The sequence below is a fragment of the Paraburkholderia sp. PAMB 6770 genome (genome assembly GCF_057748135.1).
Genome location: NZ_CM173239.1, coordinates 210,215 through 230,945, shown reverse-complemented (window position 1 = coordinate 230,945; position 20,731 = coordinate 210,215). Strand labels below are relative to the sequence as shown.

The following is a 20,731-nucleotide window of genomic DNA, read 5'->3' as shown; positions in this document are numbered from 1 at the left end:
TTGTACGGAACACCCGGGATCTTGCTGGAACAGCGAATGGTGGGCCGGGTGGGAGTCGAACCCACGATGTCCTTTCGGAGGCGGATTATGAGTCCGCTGCCTGCAACCAGCACGGCGTCCGGCCCAAATGAAAAGACCCGGTATGAAGGCCGGGCCTGTCTGTCGATTGGCCGACATGGTACACGAAAAAGGGGCCTTCGGGACCCTGCTGTCGCAGCAAAACGGTCCGAAAGCCCCTTGTGCACGGGCGACGCAAACGTCCGCCGGTCAATTGCCCTCGAGGAATGACTTCAGCTTGTCCGAGCGGCTCGGGTGACGCAGCTTGCGCAGCGCCTTCGCTTCGATCTGGCGAATCCGTTCGCGGGTCACGTCGAACTGCTTGCCCACCTCTTCGAGCGTATGGTCCGTGCTCATCTCGATGCCGAAGCGCATGCGCAGCACCTTCGCTTCACGCGGCGTGAGCGAATCGAGCACATCCTTCACGACGTCGCGCATGCTCGCGTGCAGCGCCGCATCGGCCGGCGCCACCGTGTTCGTGTCTTCGATGAAGTCGCCCAGATGCGAATCGTCGTCGTCGCCGATCGGCGTTTCCATCGAGATCGGCTCCTTCGCGATCTTCATGATCTTGCGGATCTTGTCTTCCGGCATCTCCATCTTTTCGGCGAGCGTGGCCGGATCCGGCTCAAGACCGGTTTCCTGCAGGATCTGCCGCGAAATCCGGTTCATCTTGTTGATCGTCTCGATCATGTGAACCGGAATCCGGATCGTCCGCGCCTGGTCCGCGATCGAGCGCGTGATGGCCTGGCGGATCCACCACGTCGCGTACGTCGAAAACTTGTAGCCGCGCCGGTATTCGAACTTGTCGACCGCCTTCATCAGGCCGATGTTGCCCTCCTGGATCAGGTCGAGGAACTGCAGCCCGCGGTTCGTGTACTTCTTCGCAATCGAAATCACGAGGCGCAGGTTCGCCTCGGTCATCTCGCGCTTTGCCTGGCGCGCCTTCAGTTCGCCCGCCGCCATCTGGCGGTTGGTTTCCTTCAGGTCCTTCAGCGGCAGCACGACGCGCGCCTGCAGGTCGAGCAACCGCTGCTGCTGCTCGCGGATCGCCGGGATGTTGCGCGACAGGATCGCGCTGTACGGATGGCTCTCCGCAACGATCTTGTCGGCCCATTCGAGATCCGTCTCGCTGCCCGGGAAGCGCGCGATGAACTCGGCACGCGGCATCCCGCACTTGTCGACCACCGTGTGCAGGATCTGCCGCTCGACCTGGCGCACCTCGTCGACCTGCGCGCGCAGCGTGTCGCACAGACGCTCGACGGTGCGCGCCGTGAAGCGGATCGACATCAGCTCGTTCTGGATCGTTTCCTGCGCCTTCAGGTAGGACTTCGACTTGTAGCCCTCCTTCTCGAACGCGCGGCGCATCTTGTCGAACCACTCGCTGATGAGCGCGAACTTCTCCAGCGACGCGCGCTTGAGCGCCTCGAGCTGGGCCGCATTCGCGGTTGCCTGGGCGGCGCCGTCGTCGTCCTCTTCTTCCTCTTCCTCTTCGTCCTCGACGTCGCCTTCTTCGTTCTCGATCTCCTCGGCTTCCTGCGCGGAAAAGCCGTCGGCGTCTTCCGCGTTCGGATCGATCAGGCCGTCGACGAGCTCGTCGACGCGAATCTCGTCGTTCGCGACGCGCTCCGCCATCGCGAGGATGTCCGCAATCGTGGTCGGGCAGGCGGAGATCGCCATCACCATGTGCTTCAGGCCGTCTTCGATACGCTTCGCGATCTCGATTTCGCCCTCGCGCGTGAGCAGCTCGACCGTGCCCATCTCGCGCATGTACATCCGCACCGGATCGGTCGTGCGGCCGAATTCGGAGTCGACGGTGGACAGCGCGACTTCCGCTTCCTCTTCGACCTCGTCATCCGACGACGCGGCCGGCGCATTGTCGTTCAGCAGCAGCGTCTCGGCATCGGGCGCCTGCTCGTAGACCGCGACGCCCATGTCGTTAAACGTGCTGATGATCCCTTCGATCGCCTCGGTCTCGGCGAAATTGTCCGGAAGGTGGTCGTTGATTTCAGCGTACGTGAGAAAGCCCCGCTCCTTGCCGAGCTTGATCAGCGCCCGCAGTTTCGAGCGCCGCTCTTCCAGTTCCTCGGCGGTGCCCGGCTGACTGGACGCGAACGCGTCTTTCAGCAGCGCTTTCTCCTTCGCGCGGCGGTCGCGTGCCTTGGCCTTTTCGCCCTTGCCCGGTGCAGCAGCAGCAGCAGCAGTGTCGTCGCCCGGGGTTGCGTCGTCATCGACGGGTACTTCGTTCAGCTTTTTCGTCATGGAGTTCGCCGTACCGGCTGTAGTCTCGACTCGCGGCTGCTGGACAACAGCCGGTAGAACCGTGGATACTGGAGTCTCACGCGCTACCGCATTGTCCTGCGCGGCAGCCGCTTCCCTTGCGCTTCCGTCACTCGGCCGCTTCATGACAGGCTGTACGGCTCGCGCCGCCCTCACCGTCGCCGCCTGTGCGGCGGAAGTAGTCGAGGATTTCTTCCCGGCAGACGTTTCAGCGGTTCCGGCTGACCCTCTTTTGACGGAAGAAGCGGACTTCACCTCGGTGACCTTGCCGGTCGGCTCCACGGAGCCCATGCCAGTCGCTTTCTTTCCGCCTGTAGTCTTTGCCATTGCAATCGCCTTTCGCCCTTGCCTGGAAAACAAACCGCTGAAAACCTTACATTATAGCACTTTGGCTCCCTCCCTCCCGGTCAGAGGCCGAGCTGACGCTTCATCTCGGCCCGCTGCTGGTTAAGCTGCGCCAGCTCCGCAAAATCTTCCGCGGAGTGCCTCGACTGCCTGGAAAGCTGCTCGAGCCGCTCGCAGCACGAGTCGTACTGCATCTTCAGGAGCGCTGCCTTCAACTCCTCGGCGACGATGCGTTCCTGCTCGCGCCGCTGCTCGATGACGGCCGGATCCGACGGATCCTTCAGCAACAAATCCCGAACGTTTTCATCATAGTCCAGAATTTTGCGAAAGATTTCCTCGAACGTCGGGGCGTTCTCACCATTTCGTAAGAGGTCCGACAGCAACTGGAATTCTGCCGCATCGCCGAGCGCCCGTGCATGCACCGTGACTTCCTCGAACAGCTCGCCGTGGCGGGCGATGGTCAGCAGCGCCTGCTCGGACGCCTCGTCGAGCGTGGCCGCGATGCGCGGATACATCACCAGGTTGCGCAGCGTCTTCTCCTCGATCCCGGTCACGCTGCGGCGATCCTTGCGGGCCGGCGCGGCCCGTGCCGCCGCGGCGATCCGCGCATCGACCTCGCACAGCGCGGCGACTTCGTCGAACGGCACGTCGAGCCGGTCCGCGAACATGTGCATGATCTGCGCGCGCAGCGCGTTGGCCGGCAGCGCCTGCAGCAGCGGCTTCGCGTCGAACAGCGCGCGCGCGCGGCCTTCGGGCTGATCCAGCTCCTTGCCGGCCAGCACCTCGTTCAGCATGAACTGCGACAGCGGCAGCGCACGCGCCACCTGTTCCCCAAATGCCTCGGCGCCGAATTCGCGCACGTAGCTGTCGGGATCGTGCTCCGGCGGCAGGAACAGGAAACGGATCGTCCGGTTGTCCGCCGCGTGCGGCAGGCACGCGTCCAGCGCGCGCCGGGCCGCGCGGCGACCGGCGCCGTCGCCGTCGAAGCTGAAAATGACCGTGTCGGTCTGGCGCAGCAGCTTCTGCACATGCACCGGCGTGCAGGCCGTGCCTAGCGTGGCCACCGCGTTGCGAAAGCCCAGTTGCGCGAGCGCGACCACATCCATGTAGCCTTCGACCACCAGCACGTAGCCCTGTTCGCGGATCGCGAGCCGCGCCTCGAACAGCCCGTACAGCTCGCTGCCCTTGTTAAATAGGGGTGTTTCGGGCGAATTCAAATACTTGGGCTCGCCGCCGTCCAGCACGCGGCCGCCGAAGCCGATCACCTGCCCCTTCACGTTGCGGATCGGGAACATGATCCGCTCGCGGAAGCGGTCGTAGCGGCGATTCTGACCTTGCGTATCAGCCTTTTCGCTGACGATCACCAGCCCCGCCTCGACCAGCGCGTCGTCCCGATAATTGGGGAACGCCGCTTCGAGGTTCTGCCAGCCGTCCGGCGCATAGCCCATCCCGAAGTGGGCGGCGACCGGTCCGGTCAGGCCGCGCTTCTTCAGGTAGGCAATTGCGTCGGGCGCGCCGCGCAGCGCCTTGCGGTAAAAGTCGCAGGCGGTCTGCATCACGTCGGACAACGCGGTGGTCACCGCCCGGGACGCCGCCTGCGGATAACCGCCGCCCGCGCCGCCCGGCAGATGCGACGGCTCGTGCGGCACCGTCAGGCCCACCGATTGCGCGAGTTCGTTGACGGCCTCCGGAAACGTGAGGCCGGCATGCTCCATCAGAAAACCGATGGCGGTGCCATGCGCGCCGCAGCCGAAGCAGTGATAGAACTGCTTAGTCGGACTAACCGTGAACGAAGGGCTCTTTTCGTTGTGAAACGGACAGAGCCCCATGAAATTCGCGCCGCCCTTTTTCAGCTGCACGTATCGCCCCACCACGTCGACGATATCGACGCGGTTCAGCAGATCCTGCAGGAACGCATGCGGAATCACGATCGGCGGCGCAACGATGGAAGCGGGGAATCCGCGCGGCCCGCCCGCAGGCGGCCCGCGCGCCGGAAAGCGCTGCGCCTAGCGGGCAAGGGCGGCCTTCACGAGCGCCGACACCGCCGTCATGTCCGCGCGGCCGGCCAGCTTCGGCTTGAGCACGGCCATCACCTTGCCCATGTCCTGCGGGCCGGCGGCGCCGGTCTGCGCGACCGCGGCAGCCACCTCGGCCGCCAGTTCGGCTTGCGTGAGCGGCTCCGGCATATACGCGGCCAGCACCTTGAGTTCGGCATTCTCCTGGTCGACCAGATCGGTACGCCCGGCTGCCTCGAACTGGCTGATGGAGTCCTTGCGCTGCTTGATCATCTTGTCGATGACCGCCGTCACGGCAGCGTCGTCGAGCGTCACGCGCTCGTCGACTTCACGCTGCTTGATTGCCGCCAGCAGCAGGCGCACGGTAGCGAGCCGGCCGGTATCGCGCGCGCGCATCGCAGCCTTCATGTCGTCGTTGATCTGGTCTTTGAGACTCATTGCACACCTGATTGCATGGAAAGGTAAAAATGCCCGATCAGACGTACCACGGCAACGCAAAAACCCGCTTGGGACTGGATCCACAAGCGGGTCGGCGCGGGTTCTCGGCCTGGGTGCGGCCTGACCGGGGAGGCCTTGTGCGGCGAGAATGTCCGCGGGATGCGGCGGACAGACGCCACCGGCCACGCGCCGCCGCTTTGGCCCACACCGCCGCGGCGCCGGGATTCAGTACAGTTTTTTGGGCAGCATCTGGCTGCGCAGACGTTTGAAGTGGCGCTTGACCGCCGATGCCTTCTTGCGCTTGCGCTCCGCCGTCGGTTTCTCGTAAAACTCACGCGCGCGAAGTTCGGTCAGCAGGCCGTTCTTCTCGATCGTGCGCTTGAAGCGGCGCATCGCGACTTCAAAGGGCTCGTTTTCTTTTACGCGGATGATCGTCATTTTGCAATAACGGAGCTTTGTAAAGGTTGGGCAGTATAGCAGAGCTTTCTCACAACGACACGGCCACGTCAAGCCCCCCGGACGTACTCCGCACAAGCCTCGCCGGCCGCGACGCCCGAGGCCCACGCCCACTGGAAATTATAGCCGCCGAGCCAGCCGGTCACGTCGAGCGCCTCGCCGATGAAATAGAGCCCCGGCACGCGCGCGCTCATCATCGACGCCGACGACAGCTCGCGGGTATCGACGCCGCCGCGCGTCACTTCGGCCTTGCGGTAGCCCTCGGTGCCGGTCGGCGTGATGGTCCAGCCGGACAGCGCTTCGCCGACCTGGCGCAGCAGCCGGTCCGGCAGATCGGCGACGCGGGCGTCGGCCGGAATCCGGTGCGTGTCCAGCCAGGCGTGCGCGAGCCGCGCCGGCACCCAGTCGGCCAGCAGGTTGGCGATCTGGCGCTTCGACCCCGCTTTGGCTTCGAGCAGCCCGCCGGCCGCGTCGCGCTGCGGCAGAAGGTCGATGCGCACCGCCTCGCCGGGCTGCCAGTAGCTCGAAATCTGCAGCACGCCCGGCCCCGAGAGTCCGCGGTGCGTGAACAGCAGGTCTTCGTCGAAATGCGCGCCGCGCTTGCGCTCGCCGGTCGCGATGCCGACTTCCAGCGACACGCCCGAGAGCGCGGCAAACGGCGCCCAGTCGGCCGCGGCGAACGTGAGCGGCACGAGTGCCGGCCGCGTGTCGATCAGCCTGTGGCCGAACTGCTTCGCGAGCCGGTACGCGAAGTCCGTTGCGCCGATTTTCGGAATCGACAGGCCGCCGGTCGCGACGACCAGTGCGTTCGCACCGATCGCTCCGGCGCCGGTGTCGAGCATGAAGCCGGCCGCGCCGTGCCGCACCTGCGCGACGTCCAGCGGGCGACGCCACGCGACGCCGCCCGCGTCGCATTCGCGCTTCAGCACGTCGATGATCGCATCGCTCGACTGGTCGCAGAACAGCTGCCCCTTGTGCTTCTCGTGCCACGTCACGCGATGTGCGCGCAGCAGCGCGAGAAAGTCGCGCGGCGTGTAGCGCGCAAGCGCCGAGCGGCAGAAATGCGGGTTTGCCGACAGATAGTTGGCGGGTCCGGCGTTCAGATTCGTGAAGTTGCAACGTCCGCCGCCGGAGATGCGGATTTTTTCGGCGAGGCGGGCCGCGTGATCGATCAGCACGACGCGCCGGCCCTTGCGGGCGGCCACCGCCGCGCACATCATGCCGGCCGCGCCTGCGCCGATCACCGCGATATCGAAGGATTCCATGGCGCGCATTGTACCTGCGGCCCTGGTCCGCGCTGCTATACTTGAAAGCTTGCTTCCCCGGTCTGATCGGCCTGATGCGGCGCGCCCCGGCCGCATCAGGCACACATCCGAAGCCCCGAATCCGAAGCCCCGGATCGGGCGCCCCAACCCGGAACCGAACCCGCCCGCACCCGAACCATGCTTGTACTCGGCCTCGAAAGCTCCTGCGACGAAACCGGCCTCGCGCTCTACGACACGGAGCGCGGCCTGCTCGCGCACGCACTGCATTCGCAGATCGCGATGCACCGGGAGTACGGCGGGGTCGTGCCGGAGCTGGCGTCGCGCGACCACATCCGGCGCACGCTGCCGCTGCTCGAAGAAGTGCTCGCACAAAGCGGCGCCGCGCGCCGCGACATCGACGCGCTCGCCTACACGCAAGGCCCGGGCCTCGCCGGCGCGCTGCTGGTGGGCGCAAGCATCGCAAACGCGCTGGCGATGGCGTGGGACAAGCCCACCATCGGCATCCATCATCTCGAAGGGCATTTGCTGTCGCCGCTGCTGGTCGACGCGCCGCCGCCGTTTCCGTTCGTCGCGCTGCTCGTGTCGGGCGGCCACACGCAACTGATGCGCGTGACGGACGTCGGCGAATACGAAACGCTCGGCGAGACGCTCGACGACGCTGCCGGCGAAGCCTTCGACAAAACGGCAAAACTGCTCGGCCTCGGCTATCCGGGCGGCCCGGAGGTATCGCGGCTCGCGGAGTTCGGCATCCCTGGCGCGGTCGAACTGCCGCGGCCGATGCTGCATTCGGGCGACCTCGATTTCAGCTTCAGCGGTCTGAAAACGGCGGTGCTCACGCAGGTCAAGCGCGTGGGCACGAACCTCTGCGAGCAGGGCAAGGCGGACATTGCGCGCGGCTTCGTCGACGCAGCCGTCGACGTACTGGCCGCGAAGTCGCTCGCCGCGCTCAAACGCACGAAGCTCAGGCGCCTCGTGGTCGCGGGCGGCGTCGGCGCGAACCGTCAGTTGCGCGAAACGCTGTCGGCGGCCGCCCGCAAGCGCGGCTTCGACGTCCACTATCCCGACCTGTCGCTGTGCACGGACAATGGCGCGATGATCGCGCTCGCCGGCGCACTGCGCCTCGCGCGCTGGCCGCAGCAGGCCACGCGCGATTACGCGTTCACGGTCAAGCCGCGCTGGGATCTCGCCACGCTCGCGCGCTGAGACGCCACGCGCACATCATGCGATCACGCGCTCGTTGAGCGCGCAACAAAAAGCCGCCCCGCAGGACGGCTTTCAGCCAGCACGTGACCTGCACCGCGCCTGCACCGCACGCGCGGCCGCGATCAACCGTGCAGGCGCTTGTCGTGCTCGATCAGCGCGTAGGCGCTGTGATTGTGAATCGATTCGAAGTTCTCGGCTTCGAGCACATACGCGACGACGCGCTCATCCGCATTCAGCCGCTGCGCGACGTCGCGCACCAGGTCCTCGACGAACTTCGGGTTCTCGTACGCGCGCTCCGTGACGAACTTCTCGTCCGGCCGCTTCAGCAGTCCCCACAGCTCGCACGACGCCTCTTCCTCCGCGATGCGGATCAGCGCCTCGACGGGCACGTCTGCCGCGAGCTCCGCCCGGATCGTCACGTGCGAACGCTGGTTGTGCGCGCCGTACTGCGAGATCTTCTTCGAGCACGGACACAGGCTCGTGACCGGCACCAGCACGGTCAGGAACGTGCGCGCGACGCCGTCGCGAATCTCCCCGGCCAGCGTCACCTCGTAGTCGAGCAGGCTCTGCACGCCCGACACCGGCGCCGTCTTGTTCACGAAGTACGGAAACGACACCTCGATGCGCCCCGCGTCGGCTTCGAGCTTCTCCAGCATCGCGACGAGCATCGTGCGAAAGCTCGCCGGATCGAGCGGCGTATCGCGCTCTTCGAGCAGCGCGACGAAGCGCGACATGTGCGTGCCCTTCTGGTCGGCCGGCAGGCGCACGTCGAGATTCCACGTGCCGATCGTCGGCTGCGCGCCGCCGTCTTCCGTGCGCACCGTCAGCGGATGGCGCACGCCCTTCACGCCGACCCGCTGGATCGGAATCTGGCGCGTGTCGACGGTGCTCTGCACATCCGGCATCACGAAGGCCGGGTTCATCTGGTTCATGTTCTTGTCCTCACTGGCCGCGCGAAACAGCACGCGCAACGACAAACGCCGGCGTCGGCCGGCGTTGCATGACGGGCCATCGCCCGCCGTTTCAATCTGGAAATGGCATCGGCCGCGAGCGCACCGCCCAATCCGCGGCGCGCGCCGCTCAGGCGACGCGCTTGACGGACTTCCCGGCTGCGCCGCTCGCGTGATCGAGGAAACGTTCGCGGATCGATCGGGCAATACCCGCGCTGTCCAGGCCGCATTCGGCGAGCAACCTGGCCGGATCCCCATGATCGATGAAGCGATCGGGGAGGCCCAATTGTAGTACGGGTCGCATAACCCCACTGGCGAGCAGGGCTTCGACGCAGGCGGAGCCCGCGCCGCCCATCACGCAGCCCTCTTCGACCGTGACGAGATAGTCGTGCGTCTGCGCGAGTTCGCGCACCAGCTCGACGTCGAGCGGCTTCACGAAGCGCATGTTCGCGACCGTCGCATCCAGTTGCTCGGCGGCGGCGAGCGACGGCGCGACCATCGTGCCGAACGCGAGAATCGCGATGCGCTTGCCCGCGGGCTGCGCGCTTTCGCGACGGATTTCGCCCTTGCCGAGCGGCAGCGCGGCCATCTGCTTGACGGTCGCCACCCCGGTGCCCGCGCCGCGCGGATAACGCACCGCGGTCGGGTTCGGCTGCTGCAGCGCCGTGTAGAGCATCTGACGGCACTCGTTTTCGTCCGATGCCGCCATCACCGTCATGTTCGGAATGCAGCGCAGGAACGCGAGATCGTATGCGCCCGCGTGCGTCGCGCCGTCCGCGCCGACGAGACCCGCGCGGTCGATCGCGAACACCACCGGCAGGTTCTGCAGCGCGACGTCGTGGATCAGCTGGTCGTATGCGCGCTGCAGGAAGGTCGAATAGATCGCCACGACCGGCTTCAGTCCTTCGGTCGCGAGGCCCGCGGCGAACGTCACCGCGTGCTGCTCGGCGATGCCGACGTCGAAATAGCGGTCGGGGAAGCGCTTCTCGAACTCGACGAGCCCCGAGCCCTCGCGCATCGCCGGCGTGACGCCGATCACGCGCGCATCCAGCTCCGCCGCGTCGCACAGCCACTCGCCGAACACCTGCGTGTAGGTCTTCTTGCCCGGCGCGCTCGACGGCTTGATGCCCTCGGCCGGATTGAACTTGCCGGGACCGTGGTACAGCACGGGATCGGCCTCGGCAAGCTTGTAGCCTTGTCCCTTCTTCGTCACGACGTGCAGGAACTGCGGACCGCGCAGCTCCTTGATGTTCTGCAGCGTCGGGATCAGCGAATCGAGATCGTGGCCGTCGATCGGGCCGATGTAGTTGAAGCCGAACTCCTCGAACAGCGTGGCCGGCACGATCATGCCCTTCGCGTGCTCTTCGAGCTTGCGGGCGAGATCGAGCACCGGCGGCGCGACGCGCAGCACGCGCTCGACGCCCGCGCGCGCAGCCGCGTAAAAGCGGCCCGACATCAGGCGCGCCAGATGCCGGTTTAGCGCGCCCACCGGCGGCGAGATCGACATGTCGTTGTCGTTCAGGATCACGAGCAACGGCACGTCTTCCTCGACGCCCGCATTGTTCATCGCCTCGAACGCCATGCCGGCGGTCATCGCGCCGTCGCCGATCACCGCGATCGCCATGCGGTTGCCGCCCTGCTGCTTCGCGGCGACCGCCATGCCGAGCGCGGCGGAGATCGAGGTGCTCGAATGCGCGGTGCCGAACGTGTCGTACTCCGATTCGTCGCGGCGCGGAAAGCCCGAGATGCCGCCGAACTGGCGCAGCGTGTGCATCTGGTCGCGGCGGCCGGTCAGGATCTTGTGCGGATAGGTCTGATGGCCGACGTCCCAGACGATCCGGTCGCGCGGCGTATCGAACACGTAGTGCAGCGCGATCGTCAACTCGACCGTGCCGAGATTGGACGACAGGTGCCCGCCCGTCTGCGACACGCTGTCGAGCACGAACGCGCGCAGCTCGTCTGCGAGCGGCTGCAGTTGACGGCGATCGAGGCGGCGCAGGTCGGCCGGGTCGTCGATGGTTTTCAGCAAGTCGTACATCGTCGTTCCATTGTAGGAAAACTTACGCGCCCACACTTCTTTCACCCATCCGTATGACGGATGGGCGCTGGCGGGCTGTCGCGTTCAGCTGACCCGGTTGACTACCAGGTCGGCCAGTTCTGCCAGACGCCGGGCGCGGGCGCCAAACGGCGCAAGGGCAGCGTGCGCGTCGGCGCGCAGCTGCGCCGCGAGCGCGCGCGACGCGTCGAGACCGATTATCGACACATAGGTCGGCTTGCCGTCTTTCGCGTCCTTGCCCGCGGTTTTGCCGAGGGTGGCGGAGTCGGTCGTCACGTCGAGGATGTCGTCGACGACCTGGAACGCGAGGCCCACCGCGGCGGCGTACGCGTCGAGCGCGCCCATCGCCTGCGCGCTGGGCGCCTCGCCGGCCAGCGCGCCCATGCGCACGGCCGCGCGCAGCAGCGCGCCGGTCTTCATCCGGTGCATCGTCTCCAGCTGCGGGCGCGTCAGCGTGTGGCCGACGCTCGCCAGATCGATCGCCTGACCGCCTGCCATGCCGACCGAGCCGCTCGCCACCGCCAGTTCGCGCGTGAGCGCGGCCTGTTGCGCGGGCGCGAGCACCGCGTCCGTCAGCGTGATGAAAGCCTGCGACTGCAGCGCGTCGCCGACCAGCAGCGCGGTGGGTTCATCATACTTGACGTGCACCGTGGGCTTGCCGCGCCGCAGCGCGTCGTCGTCCATGCACGGCATGTCGTCGTGCACGAGCGAGTACACGTGGATCATTTCGAGCGCCGCCGCGGCGGCGTCGAGGCATTCGGCCCGCGCGCCCGTCAGTTCGCCCGCCGCGTGGCACAGCAGCGGCCGAACCCGCTTGCCGCCGCCGAGCACCGCATAGCGCATCGCCTCGTGCAGGGCGGCCGGCTCGACGGCCGGGCCCGGCAGATAGTGTTCCAGCGCCGTTTCGACGCGCTCGGCCACCGAGCGCGTCCATTGTTCGAAAGTCATAGATCGTCCCCGCTATCGGCAGCGGCTGAGGCCGCGCCACCCATCGACAACGGCTTGAGCGTTTCGCCGTCGAGCACCCGCACCTGCTGCTCGACCTTTTCGAGCTGCTGCTGGCAGAACGCCACGAGCGCCGCGCCGCGCCGGTAAGCCGACAGCGACGCCTCCAGATTCAGGCTGCCGGCCTCCATCCGCTCGACGAGCCCTTCGAGCTCGGCCAGCGCCGCTTCGTAGTTCTCGGGCAGCGGCGCGCCTTCGGCGTCCTGTGCCGGCGGTGCAGCGGGGTCCCTGGATGCGGTCTTCGCCATGGGTGGTCGCAAAATTAAAACAAGTCGGACATTCTACGGCAAAAGCGACAAGTTCGATTCGGTACGCGCCTTGCACACGGCCTTCTTTCCTTACCTCCGATCGAAGCCTGACAGAAAGAAAAATGCCCGATAAGGCGCCAAAACAACGGAATCCACGAATATTTTTGACACAAATCAGACACTTAAGCGCCCCAAGGGTGGGGAAAGGGGTATAATCGCCGGCTCCCTAAATCGAATCTTCGATGGTTGGGTTGTTCACTGCTTTCACGTCTTCATCGGGAGTGGGAATGTCCAATCTGAGCAATGCATTGCAGCTGCGGTCGATCCACAGCCAGCTGCCAGTCACGGCTTACTTTGACGAAGCGCTCTTGCAGCGCGAACTCGAAACCCTTTTCAAGAAAGGTCCACGCTACATCGGGCACGAACTGATGGTGCCCGAAGCGGGGAATTACTTTGCGTTGCCGAGCGAACGCGAGGGCCGCGTGCTCGTACGCAACCAGCAGTCGCAGGTCGAACTGCTGTCGAACGTCTGCCGCCACCGCCAGGCCATCATGCTGAACGGCCGCGGGCAGACGCAGAACATCGTCTGCCCGCTGCACCGCTGGACCTACGACCTGAACGGCCAGCTGCTCGGCGCGCCGCACTTCGCGGACAACCCGTGCCTGAACCTCGGCGCCACGCCGCTGCAGAACTGGCAGGGCATGCTGTTCGAGGCGGGCGGGCGCGACATCGCGCGCGACCTGGGCCAGCTCGGCGTGCGCCAGCACTTCGACTTCTCGGGCTACGTGTACGATCACGTCGAGGTCCACGAGTGCAACTACAACTGGAAGACCTTCATCGAGGTCTATCTGGAGGATTACCACGTCGTGCCGTTCCATCCGGGGCTCGGCAATTTCGTCGACTGCGAGCAGCTCGCATGGGAATTCGGCGACTGGTACAGCGTGCAGACGGTCGGCGTGCACAAGGCGCTCGCGCAGCCCGGCAGCCCGACCTACCGCCGCTGGCACGACGCGGTGCTGCGCTTTCGCGGCGGCCGGGAGCCGGAGTTCGGCGCGATCTGGATGGTGTACTACCCGAACGTCATGATCGAGTGGTATCCGCATGTGCTCATCGTGTCCTGGCTCATTCCGCGCGGGCCGCAAAAAACCACCAACGTGGTCGAGTTCTACTACCCTGAGGAAATCGCGCTGTTCGAGCGCGAATTCGTCGAGGCGGAGCGCGCCGCCTATATGGAAACGGCGCGCGAGGACGACGAAATCGCCGAACGCATGGATGCCGGCCGCCGCGTGCTGATGGAGCGCGGCGAATCGCAGGTCGGCCCCTACCAGAGCCCGATGGAAGACGGCATGCAGCACTTCCACGAGTTCCTGCGCCGCGAACTCGGCGCGGTCTGATCGGCCGGCCGCACTGGCCGGCGGCATAACAGGAAGACGGGCTTGCGCCCGTCTTTTTTGTTTAGACTAACAACATCGATTCATCGAGTCGCGTTGCACGAGGAGCTGTCATGCCGCACACCCACTACACCACGCTGATCTCCGCCGCGAACCTCGCCGGGCGGCTCGCCGCCGCGCCCGGCAGCGTGTTCGTGATCGACTGCCGGTTCGACCTCGCCGACACCGGAGCCGGCGAAAAAGCCTATGCGGCAGGGCATCTGCCCGGCGCGCATTATCTGCATCTGGACCGCGATCTGTCGGGCGCGAAAACCGGCTCGAACGGCCGCCACCCGCTTCCCGAGCGTGCCGCGCTGGTCGCGGCGCTGGCCGCGCGCGGCCTGAAACAGGGGCAGCAGGTCGTCGCGTACGACGCCCAGGGCGGCATGTACGCGGCGCGCGTCTGGTGGCTGCTGCGCTGGCTCGGCCACGACTCCGTCGCGCTGCTCGACGGCGGCCTGCAGGCCTGGGAAACCGCCGGCGAGGCGTTGACGCAGACCGTGCCGGCATCCGCGCCCGGCGACTTCAAGGCCGCGGCGCCGCTCGTCGCCACCGTCGACACGCAAGCCGTCGCGCGCAACCTCGCCACCGGCGAGCGGATCGTCGTGGACGCGCGCGCCGCCGACCGCTACCGCGGCGAGAACGAAACGCTGGACCGCGTCGGCGGGCACATCCCCGGCGCGCTGAACCGCTGGTTCAAGGACAACCTCGGCGCGGACGGCCGCTTCAAGCCGGCCCACACGCTGCGCGACGAATTTGCCGCGCTGCTCGGCCACACCGCCCCGGAGCACGTGGTGCTGCAATGCGGCTCGGGCGTCACCGCATGCGTGAACGCACTCGCGATGGAAGTCGCCGGACTGCACGGCGCGGTGCTCTATCCGGGATCGTGGAGCGAGTGGAGTGCGGACTCCGCGCGACCGGTTGCCACGGGCCCGAACCCGTGACGTATCGCTCGCGGCACCGCCCGGTCATTCGACGCCGTGCGCCCTGAACCACGCGAGCGCGCGGCGCCAGCCGTCCTGCGCGTCGGCCTTGCGGTAGCTCGGCCGATAATCGGCGAAGAACGCATGGCCCGCGTCGTCGTAGACCACGAATTGCGAGCCGCGCGCGATCTGCGGCCCGCCCGCGACCGCCTGTTTCATCGCAGCAAGCGTGTCCTGCGGAATGCTCTTGTCCTGCAGCCCGTATAGCCCGAGCACCGGCGCGTGCAGGTCGGCGACCCGGTCGATCGGGTTGGCCGGCATCAACGGCGTATGCGCGCCCTCCACCCGGCCGTACCACGCGACCACCGCCTTCAGACGCGGATTGTGCTCTGCATACAGCCATGCAATCCGCCCGCCCCAGCAGAAGCCGTTGACGCCGAGCCGGTTCAGGTCGCCGCCGTGGGCGCCCGCCCATGCCACCGTGGCGTCGAGGTCCGCCATCACCTGCTCGTCCGGCACCTTGCTCGCAATCTGATCGTTGATCTGCTGGATCGTCGGATACACGGACGGGTCGCCTTCGCGCACGAACAGGTCAGGCGCGATCGCGAGGTAGCCGAGTTTCGCGAAGCGCCGGCACACGTCGGCAATATGCTCGTGCACGCCAAAAATCTCATGCACGACGATGATCACCGGCAAATGCGTCTTGCCGAGCGGCTGCGCGCGATAGGCCGGCACCAGTGTCCCGCCGGAATGCACGGCGATCTCGCCGGCTTCGAGCCCCTCGCTGTCGGTGTGAATGGTTTGCGCGGACACCGGCAGCACCGCGGCCGCGAACCCGCTGCCGAGCGCCGCCTTGATGAACGTGCGCCGGTCGAAAGGAACGTGCGGAACAAGACTGTCCACTTCAGGCTTGAGCATGCGGGACTCCTTGACGAAAGGCAGCCGGGCGGCGACGCGCCGCACGCGTTGCGCGAAGCGACAGCATACGCCGACTGGCCGGACTCAGTGGAGCTTCACGCGCGGCAGCGTGGTGCGCCGCAGCCAGTGCGCGAAGGTGTCGAGCACCATTCTCGCGTAGCCGTGCAGCGCGGCGATATGCAGCCGGTACAGCGACATGTACATGAAGCGGGCGAAGAGTCCGTCGATCAGCATGTTGCCGCCGATCACCCCGCCCATCAGGTTGCCGACCGCGCTGAAATGGCCCAGCGACACGAGCGAGCCGAAATCGCGATAGGTGAACACCGGCAACGCCCGGTTTTCGAGTCGCGCGCCCAGGGCCTTGAGCAGAAAGCTCGCCTGCTGATGAGCGGCTTGCGCGCGCGGCGGCACATTGCGTTCGGTGCCCGGCCACGCGCAGGCCGCGCAGTCGCCCAGCGCAAAGACGTTGTCGTCGATTTCGGTCTGTAGCGTCGGGCGCACGACCAGTTGCCCCAGCCGGTTCACCGGCAAGCCATCGAGCCCGGCCAGCACCGCCGGCGCCTTGATGCCCGCCGCCCACACCGTCAGATCCGCCCGCAGCGTCTTGCCGCTCGCGGTCCGCACGATGCCGGGTTCGACCTGCGCGACGGTTTCGCCCGTCATCACGTTCACGCCGAGCTTGACGAGCAGCTCAGCGGTCGCGGTCGACACGCGCTCCTGCAGCGCAGGCAGGATGCGCGGCCCGGCCTCGATCAGCACGATGCCGACGTCGTGGCGCGGATCGAGCTTGTGCAGCCCGTAAGCGGACAACACCTGCGCGGTGTTGCGCAGTTCCGCCGACAGCTCGACCCCCGTCGCGCCGCCGCCGACGATGGCCACCTGGACGCGCGGCCCGGTCGCACCGGCCGCGCTCGCCGCGCCGTCCGCCGGCACCGGCGCGTGATACTCCGCGCGCATGCAGGCGGCGATCAGACGCTTGCGAAAGCGCTCGGCCTGCGCAACCGTGTCGAGCGCAATCGAATGTTCCTGCGCACCCGGTACGCCAAAAAAATGTGTCGTACTGCCAATCGCTATGACGAGCGTGTCGTATTCGAGCGTGCGCGCCGGAATCAGCTCCGCGCCGTCGTCGTCGATCACCGGGCCTAGCGTGACGCGCCGCGCCGCCCGGTCGAGCGCGATGAGCTCGCCCTGCTGAAACTCGAAGCCGTGCCAGCGCGCCTGGGCCGCGTACGGCAACTCCTGCGTGAACGGGTCCATGCTGCCCGCGGCGACTTCATGAAGCAGCGGCTTCCAGATATGCGTCGGATTACGGTCGACGAGCGTGACCTGTGCCCGCACGCCGCCGCGACGTCTCTTCGGACCATAGCGGTCGCCCAGACGCGACGCCAGCTCCAGTCCTCCCGCACCTCCCCCCACGACGATAAAACGATGCATCGCTGTTCTCCGTATGTGCCGATCGGTTGCGCGTCGCGACAGCAGGCGCAGCGCGTGCGCGTGCTGTCCGATGAAGATTGTCCGCGAGGTATGCCGGTTCACACAAGCCGGCGCCGCGCATACGCGGCATACGCGGCATCCGCGCGGCGCGAGGGCCGGCGCCGGGGTGTCGTCGTCAGTGGGCCTCCTCCCAGTTCGCGCCGGCGCCGACCTCGGCGACGAGCGGCACCTTCAGCGCCGCGACGCCGCACATCAGCTCCGGCAGGCGCTTGCGCACGTCGGACAACTCGCTGTCCGGCACTTCGAGAATCAGTTCGTCGTGCACCTGCATGATCATCCGGGTGCCGGTTTGCGACGTATCGAGCCAGTTCTGCACCGCGATCATCGACAGCTTGATCAGGTCGGCCGCGGTGCCCTGCATCGGCGCGTTGATCGCCGCGCGCTCGGCGGCCTGGCGGCGCGGACCGTTGCCGCCGTTGATCTCCGGCAGCCACAGGCGGCGGCCGAACACCGTCTCGACGTAGCCCTTTTCCTTGGCGCGCGCACGGGTCGACTCCATGTAGTCGGCCACGCCCGGATAGCGCGCGAAGTACCGGTCGATATACAGCTTTGCGGCATCGCGCGTGATGCCGAGGTTCGACGCGAGGCCGAACGCGCTCATTCCGTAGATCAGCCCGAAGTTGATGACCTTCGCGACGCGCCGCTGGTCGCTCGTCACTTCGAGCGGCGTCACGCCGAAGATCTCCGCCGCGGTCGCGCGGTGAATGTCCTCGCCCTGCGCGAACGCGCGCAGCAGCGACGCATCGCCCGAGATGTGCGCCATGATGCGCAGTTCGATCTGCGAGTAATCCGCCGACACCAGCTTGTGCCCCGGCGGCGCGATGAACGCCTCGCGGATGCGGCGGCCTTCCGGCGTGCGCACCGGAATGTTCTGCAGGTTCGGATCGTTCGACGCGAGCCGGCCCGTCACCGCGACGGCCTGCGCATAGTTCGTGTGCACGCGGCCGGTCTGCGGATTGACCATGCGCGGCAGCTTGTCGGTGTACGTGGACTTCAGCTTCGACAGGCCGCGGTGTTCGAGCAGCAGCTTCGGCAGCGGGTAGTCTTCGGCGAGCTTCTGCAGCACCTCTTCGTCGGTCGACGGCGCACCGCTCGGCGTCTTCTTGACGACCGGCAGTTGCAGCTTCTCGAAGAAGATCTGTCCAATCTGCTTCGGCGAGCCGAGATTGAATTCGCCGCCGGCCAGTTCGTATGCGCCGCGCTCCAGCTCGACGAGCCGCGTGGCGATCTCGCTGCTTTGACGGCGCAGCCTCTCGGCGTCGATCAGCACGCCCACGCGCTCCATCTTGCGCAGCACGCGCGAGGTCGGCATCTCGATCTCGCCGTAGACGTACTTCAGGCCCGCTTCGGCCTCGATCTGCGGATAGAGCGCATGATGCAGCCGCAGCGTGATGTCCGCGTCTTCGGCCGAGTATTCGGCAGCCTGTTCGAGCGCCACCTCGTCGAATCCGATCTGCGCGGCGCCCTTGCCGGCCACCTCCTCGTACTTGATCGTCTTCACGCCGAGATGACGCAGCGCGAGGCTGTCCATGTCGTGCGTACGGTGCGATTCGAGCACGTACGACTGCAGCATCGTGTCGTGCGCAATCCCGTCCATCTCGATGCCGTAGTTCGCCAGCACCTGCGCGTCGTACTTCATGTGCTGCCCGACTTTCCTGTGATCGCGGCTTTCGAGCCAGGGCTTCAGCTTCGCGAGCACTTCGTCGAGCGGCAGTTGCTGCGGATGGTCCGGTCCGCGGTGGCCGACCGGAATGTAGGCCGCCGCGTTCGGCTCCACTGCGAGCGAAATGCCGACCAGTTGCGCGCTCATCGGATCGAGCGACGTGGTTTCCGTATCGAACGCGGTCAGCGGCGCCGCGTGGATACGCTCGAGCCACGCGTCGAACGCCTCCCAGCTCTGCACCGTGTCGTAATGGCGCTCGCCGTCGATCACCGGCGCGACGCGCTCGCCGCCCTGGGCGGGCTCGGCGGCGTCGGCCGTCTCGATCTCGCGCAGCCAGGTCTTGAAGCCGTGGCGCGCGAAGATGTCGCGCAGCTCGTCGCGCGCCTCGGGACGCGTGGCGAGCGTATCGGCCACCGACGCGACGTGCGGCGCGAGGTCGAGTCCGGTTTCGACGGTGACGAGCTTGCGCGCCATCGGCAGAAAGTCGAGTGCGCGGCGCAGGTTGTCGCCCACCGCGCCCTTGATCTGCGCCGCATGCTCGACGACGCCGTCGAGCGAGCCGTATTGCGCGAGCCACTTGAGCGCCGTTTTCGGGCCGCATTTCTCGACGCCCGGCACGTTGTCGACGGTATCGCCGATCAGCGACAGATAGTCGACGATGCGCTCCGGCGGCACGCCGAACTTCGCCAGCACGCCGTCGCGATCGAGCGTTTCGTTGGTCATCGTGTTGATGAGGGTCACGCGGTCGGTGACCAGTTGCGCGAGATCCTTGTCGCCGGTCGACACGATGACGTTCATGCCCTGCTGCGCGGCGCTGCGGCACAGCGTGCCGATCACGTCGTCGGCCTCGACGCCTTCGATCATCAGCAGCGGCCAGCCGAGCGCGCGCACCGCGACGTGGATCGGCTCGATCTGCCGCGCGAGATCCTCCGGCATCGACGGACGATGGGCCTTATAGTCGGGATACCAGTCGTCGCGAAACGTTTTGCCCCTGGCGTCGAATACGCACGCGCTATACTCTGCGGTGACTTCCTTGCGCATGCGCCGCAGCATGTTGATGATCCCATACAGCGCACCCGTCGGGCCGCCGTCGGGGCCGCGCAGATCGGGCATCGCATGGTAGGCCCGGTACAGGTAACTCGAACCGTCGACCAGCAGCAGGGTCTTACCTTCCGGCCCAGTCCCCAGGATTCGTTCTTCAGGCATTATGAACAAGAGAAAAGTGATTCCGAGTCTGCGTTCGCTCGCAGATCAAGAGCGCGCGACGGCCAAGAAAGCCCGCGCATCGTGGCAGATGTTCACGATTATGGCAGAGTTTATTGAGGCGACCGAGTACCTGTCGGAGATCCGGCCGGCGGTCAGCATCTACGGCTCGGCACGCCTGAAACCGAGCTCGCCGTACTACAAGCTCGCCACGCAGATCGCCCGCAAACTGTCCGATGCCGGCTTCGCCGTGATCTCCGGCGGCGGCCCGGGCATCATGGAAGCGGCGAACAAGGGCGCGCACGCGGGCAAGGCGCCGTCGGTCGGGCTGAACATCGAGCTGCCGCACGAGCAGTCGGGCAACCAGTGGCAGGACATCTCGCTGCGCTTTCGCCACTTCTTCACGCGCAAGGTCACGTTCGTGAAGAACTCGGACGCGGTGATCGTGATGCCCGGCGGCTTCGGCACGCTCGACGAACTCGCCGAAGTGCTCACGCTGATCCAGACGAAGAAGTCGCGCCATGTGCCGATCATTCTCGTCGGCGGCGAATTCTGGAAGGGGCTGCTCGGCTGGTTCCAGGACCAGCTGGTGCCGATGGGCCTGATCAACCCGGAAGACATGAACCTGATGCAGGTGATCGACGAGCCCGACCTCGTGCTCGAAGCGGTGCTGAAGTTCTACGAAGACCGCGGCGAGGCCGAACCGCACCCGGTCAAGTCGGAAGAAGACCGGATGTTCTATCTGTAATCTGCCGCCGCCGCGCCGCCCGTCGCGGCGGCGCGGC

16 protein-coding genes and 1 tRNA gene are annotated in these 20,731 nt (G+C 66.6%); 4 read left to right on the top strand and 13 right to left on the bottom strand.

The window, feature by feature from the left end; all coding sequences use genetic code 11:
* Positions 1-37: 37 nt before the first annotated feature.
* The 6 genes from AC3AP7_RS18570 to AC3AP7_RS18545 all read right to left on the bottom strand — a co-directional run bounded on the left by AC3AP7_RS18570 (position 38) and on the right by AC3AP7_RS18545 (position 6,853).
* Positions 38-125, bottom strand: a tRNA-Ile gene (locus AC3AP7_RS18570).
* 142 nt (positions 126-267) lie between these two features.
* Complete coding sequence (gene rpoD, locus AC3AP7_RS18565; protein WP_487364055.1) at positions 268-2,661, bottom strand: RNA polymerase sigma factor RpoD; 2,394 nt, start codon at positions 2,659-2,661, stop codon at positions 268-270.
* 80 nt (positions 2,662-2,741) lie between these two features.
* On the bottom strand, positions 2,742-4,607 hold the full coding sequence (gene dnaG, locus AC3AP7_RS18560) for a DNA primase (RefSeq protein ID WP_487364054.1): 1,866 nt from the start codon (positions 4,605-4,607) through the stop codon (positions 2,742-2,744).
* A 78-nt stretch (positions 4,608-4,685) separates the two neighbouring features.
* Positions 4,686-5,132, bottom strand: a complete 447-nt coding sequence (locus AC3AP7_RS18555) for a GatB/YqeY domain-containing protein (protein ID WP_487364053.1) — start codon at positions 5,130-5,132, stop codon at positions 4,686-4,688.
* Positions 5,133-5,357: 225 nt separating this feature from the next.
* Positions 5,358-5,570: a 30S ribosomal protein S21 gene (rpsU, locus tag AC3AP7_RS18550; RefSeq protein ID WP_487364052.1), complete on the bottom strand. Its 213-nt coding sequence runs from the start codon at positions 5,568-5,570 to the stop codon at positions 5,358-5,360.
* Between the two features lie 68 nt (positions 5,571-5,638).
* The gene (locus AC3AP7_RS18545; protein WP_487364051.1) at positions 5,639-6,853 is read right to left on the bottom strand and encodes a BaiN/RdsA family NAD(P)/FAD-dependent oxidoreductase; all 1,215 of its coding nucleotides are present in this window, start codon (positions 6,851-6,853) and stop codon (positions 5,639-5,641) included.
* A gap of 177 nt (positions 6,854-7,030) precedes the next feature.
* Here AC3AP7_RS18545 and tsaD point away from each other — a divergent pair, with 177 nt between their 5' ends.
* Positions 7,031-8,056, top strand: a complete 1,026-nt coding sequence (tsaD, locus tag AC3AP7_RS18540) for a tRNA (adenosine(37)-N6)-threonylcarbamoyltransferase complex transferase subunit TsaD (RefSeq protein WP_487364050.1) — start codon at positions 7,031-7,033, stop codon at positions 8,054-8,056.
* 122 nt (positions 8,057-8,178) lie between these two features.
* Here the strand turns inward: tsaD and folE2 are convergent, their stop codons facing one another.
* The 4 genes from folE2 to AC3AP7_RS18520 form a co-directional block, all read right to left on the bottom strand.
* Entirely contained in the window at positions 8,179-8,988 is an 810-nt protein-coding gene (folE2, locus tag AC3AP7_RS18535) for a GTP cyclohydrolase FolE2 (RefSeq protein ID WP_487364049.1), read from the bottom strand.
* A 148-nt stretch (positions 8,989-9,136) separates the two neighbouring features.
* Positions 9,137-11,044 carry a 1-deoxy-D-xylulose-5-phosphate synthase gene (gene dxs / locus AC3AP7_RS18530; RefSeq protein ID WP_487364048.1) on the bottom strand — a complete coding sequence of 636 codons (1,908 nt, stop codon included), beginning with the start codon at positions 11,042-11,044 and terminating at the stop codon, positions 9,137-9,139.
* A gap of 84 nt (positions 11,045-11,128) precedes the next feature.
* Positions 11,129-12,010, bottom strand: coding sequence for a polyprenyl synthetase family protein (locus AC3AP7_RS18525; protein ID WP_487364047.1), 882 nt, complete (start codon positions 12,008-12,010; stop codon positions 11,129-11,131).
* Complete coding sequence (locus AC3AP7_RS18520) at positions 12,007-12,315, bottom strand: exodeoxyribonuclease VII small subunit (protein ID WP_487364046.1); 309 nt, start codon at positions 12,313-12,315, stop codon at positions 12,007-12,009. The genes AC3AP7_RS18525 and AC3AP7_RS18520 overlap by 4 nt, the downstream gene beginning before the upstream one ends.
* Before the next feature lie 287 nt (positions 12,316-12,602).
* Here AC3AP7_RS18520 and AC3AP7_RS18515 point away from each other — a divergent pair, with 287 nt between their 5' ends.
* The gene (locus AC3AP7_RS18515; protein ID WP_487364045.1) at positions 12,603-13,709 is read left to right on the top strand and encodes an aromatic ring-hydroxylating oxygenase subunit alpha; all 1,107 of its coding nucleotides are present in this window, start codon (positions 12,603-12,605) and stop codon (positions 13,707-13,709) included.
* Between the two features lie 110 nt (positions 13,710-13,819).
* A complete protein-coding gene (locus tag AC3AP7_RS18510; RefSeq protein ID WP_487364044.1) occupies positions 13,820-14,689 on the top strand; it encodes a sulfurtransferase in 870 nt (289 codons plus the stop codon).
* 24 nt (positions 14,690-14,713) lie between these two features.
* Here AC3AP7_RS18510 and AC3AP7_RS18505 read toward each other — a convergent pair whose 3' ends face one another.
* The 3 genes from AC3AP7_RS18505 to polA all read right to left on the bottom strand — a co-directional run bounded on the left by AC3AP7_RS18505 (position 14,714) and on the right by polA (position 19,949).
* Positions 14,714-15,586 (bottom strand): dienelactone hydrolase family protein, encoded by an 873-nt coding sequence (locus AC3AP7_RS18505; protein WP_487364043.1) that lies wholly within the window; start codon positions 15,584-15,586, stop codon positions 14,714-14,716.
* A gap of 84 nt (positions 15,587-15,670) precedes the next feature.
* Positions 15,671-17,020: an NAD(P)/FAD-dependent oxidoreductase gene (locus AC3AP7_RS18500; RefSeq protein ID WP_487364042.1), complete on the bottom strand. Its 1,350-nt coding sequence runs from the start codon at positions 17,018-17,020 to the stop codon at positions 15,671-15,673.
* Between the two features lie 175 nt (positions 17,021-17,195).
* Complete coding sequence (polA, locus tag AC3AP7_RS18495) at positions 17,196-19,949, bottom strand: DNA polymerase I (protein WP_487364041.1); 2,754 nt, start codon at positions 19,947-19,949, stop codon at positions 17,196-17,198.
* Position 19,950: 1 nt separating this feature from the next.
* Between polA and AC3AP7_RS18490 the strand changes: the two genes are divergently transcribed.
* On the top strand, positions 19,951-20,694 hold the full coding sequence (locus AC3AP7_RS18490; RefSeq protein WP_487364040.1) for an LOG family protein: 744 nt from the start codon (positions 19,951-19,953) through the stop codon (positions 20,692-20,694).
* The last annotated feature ends 37 nt before the right edge of the window (positions 20,695-20,731 follow it).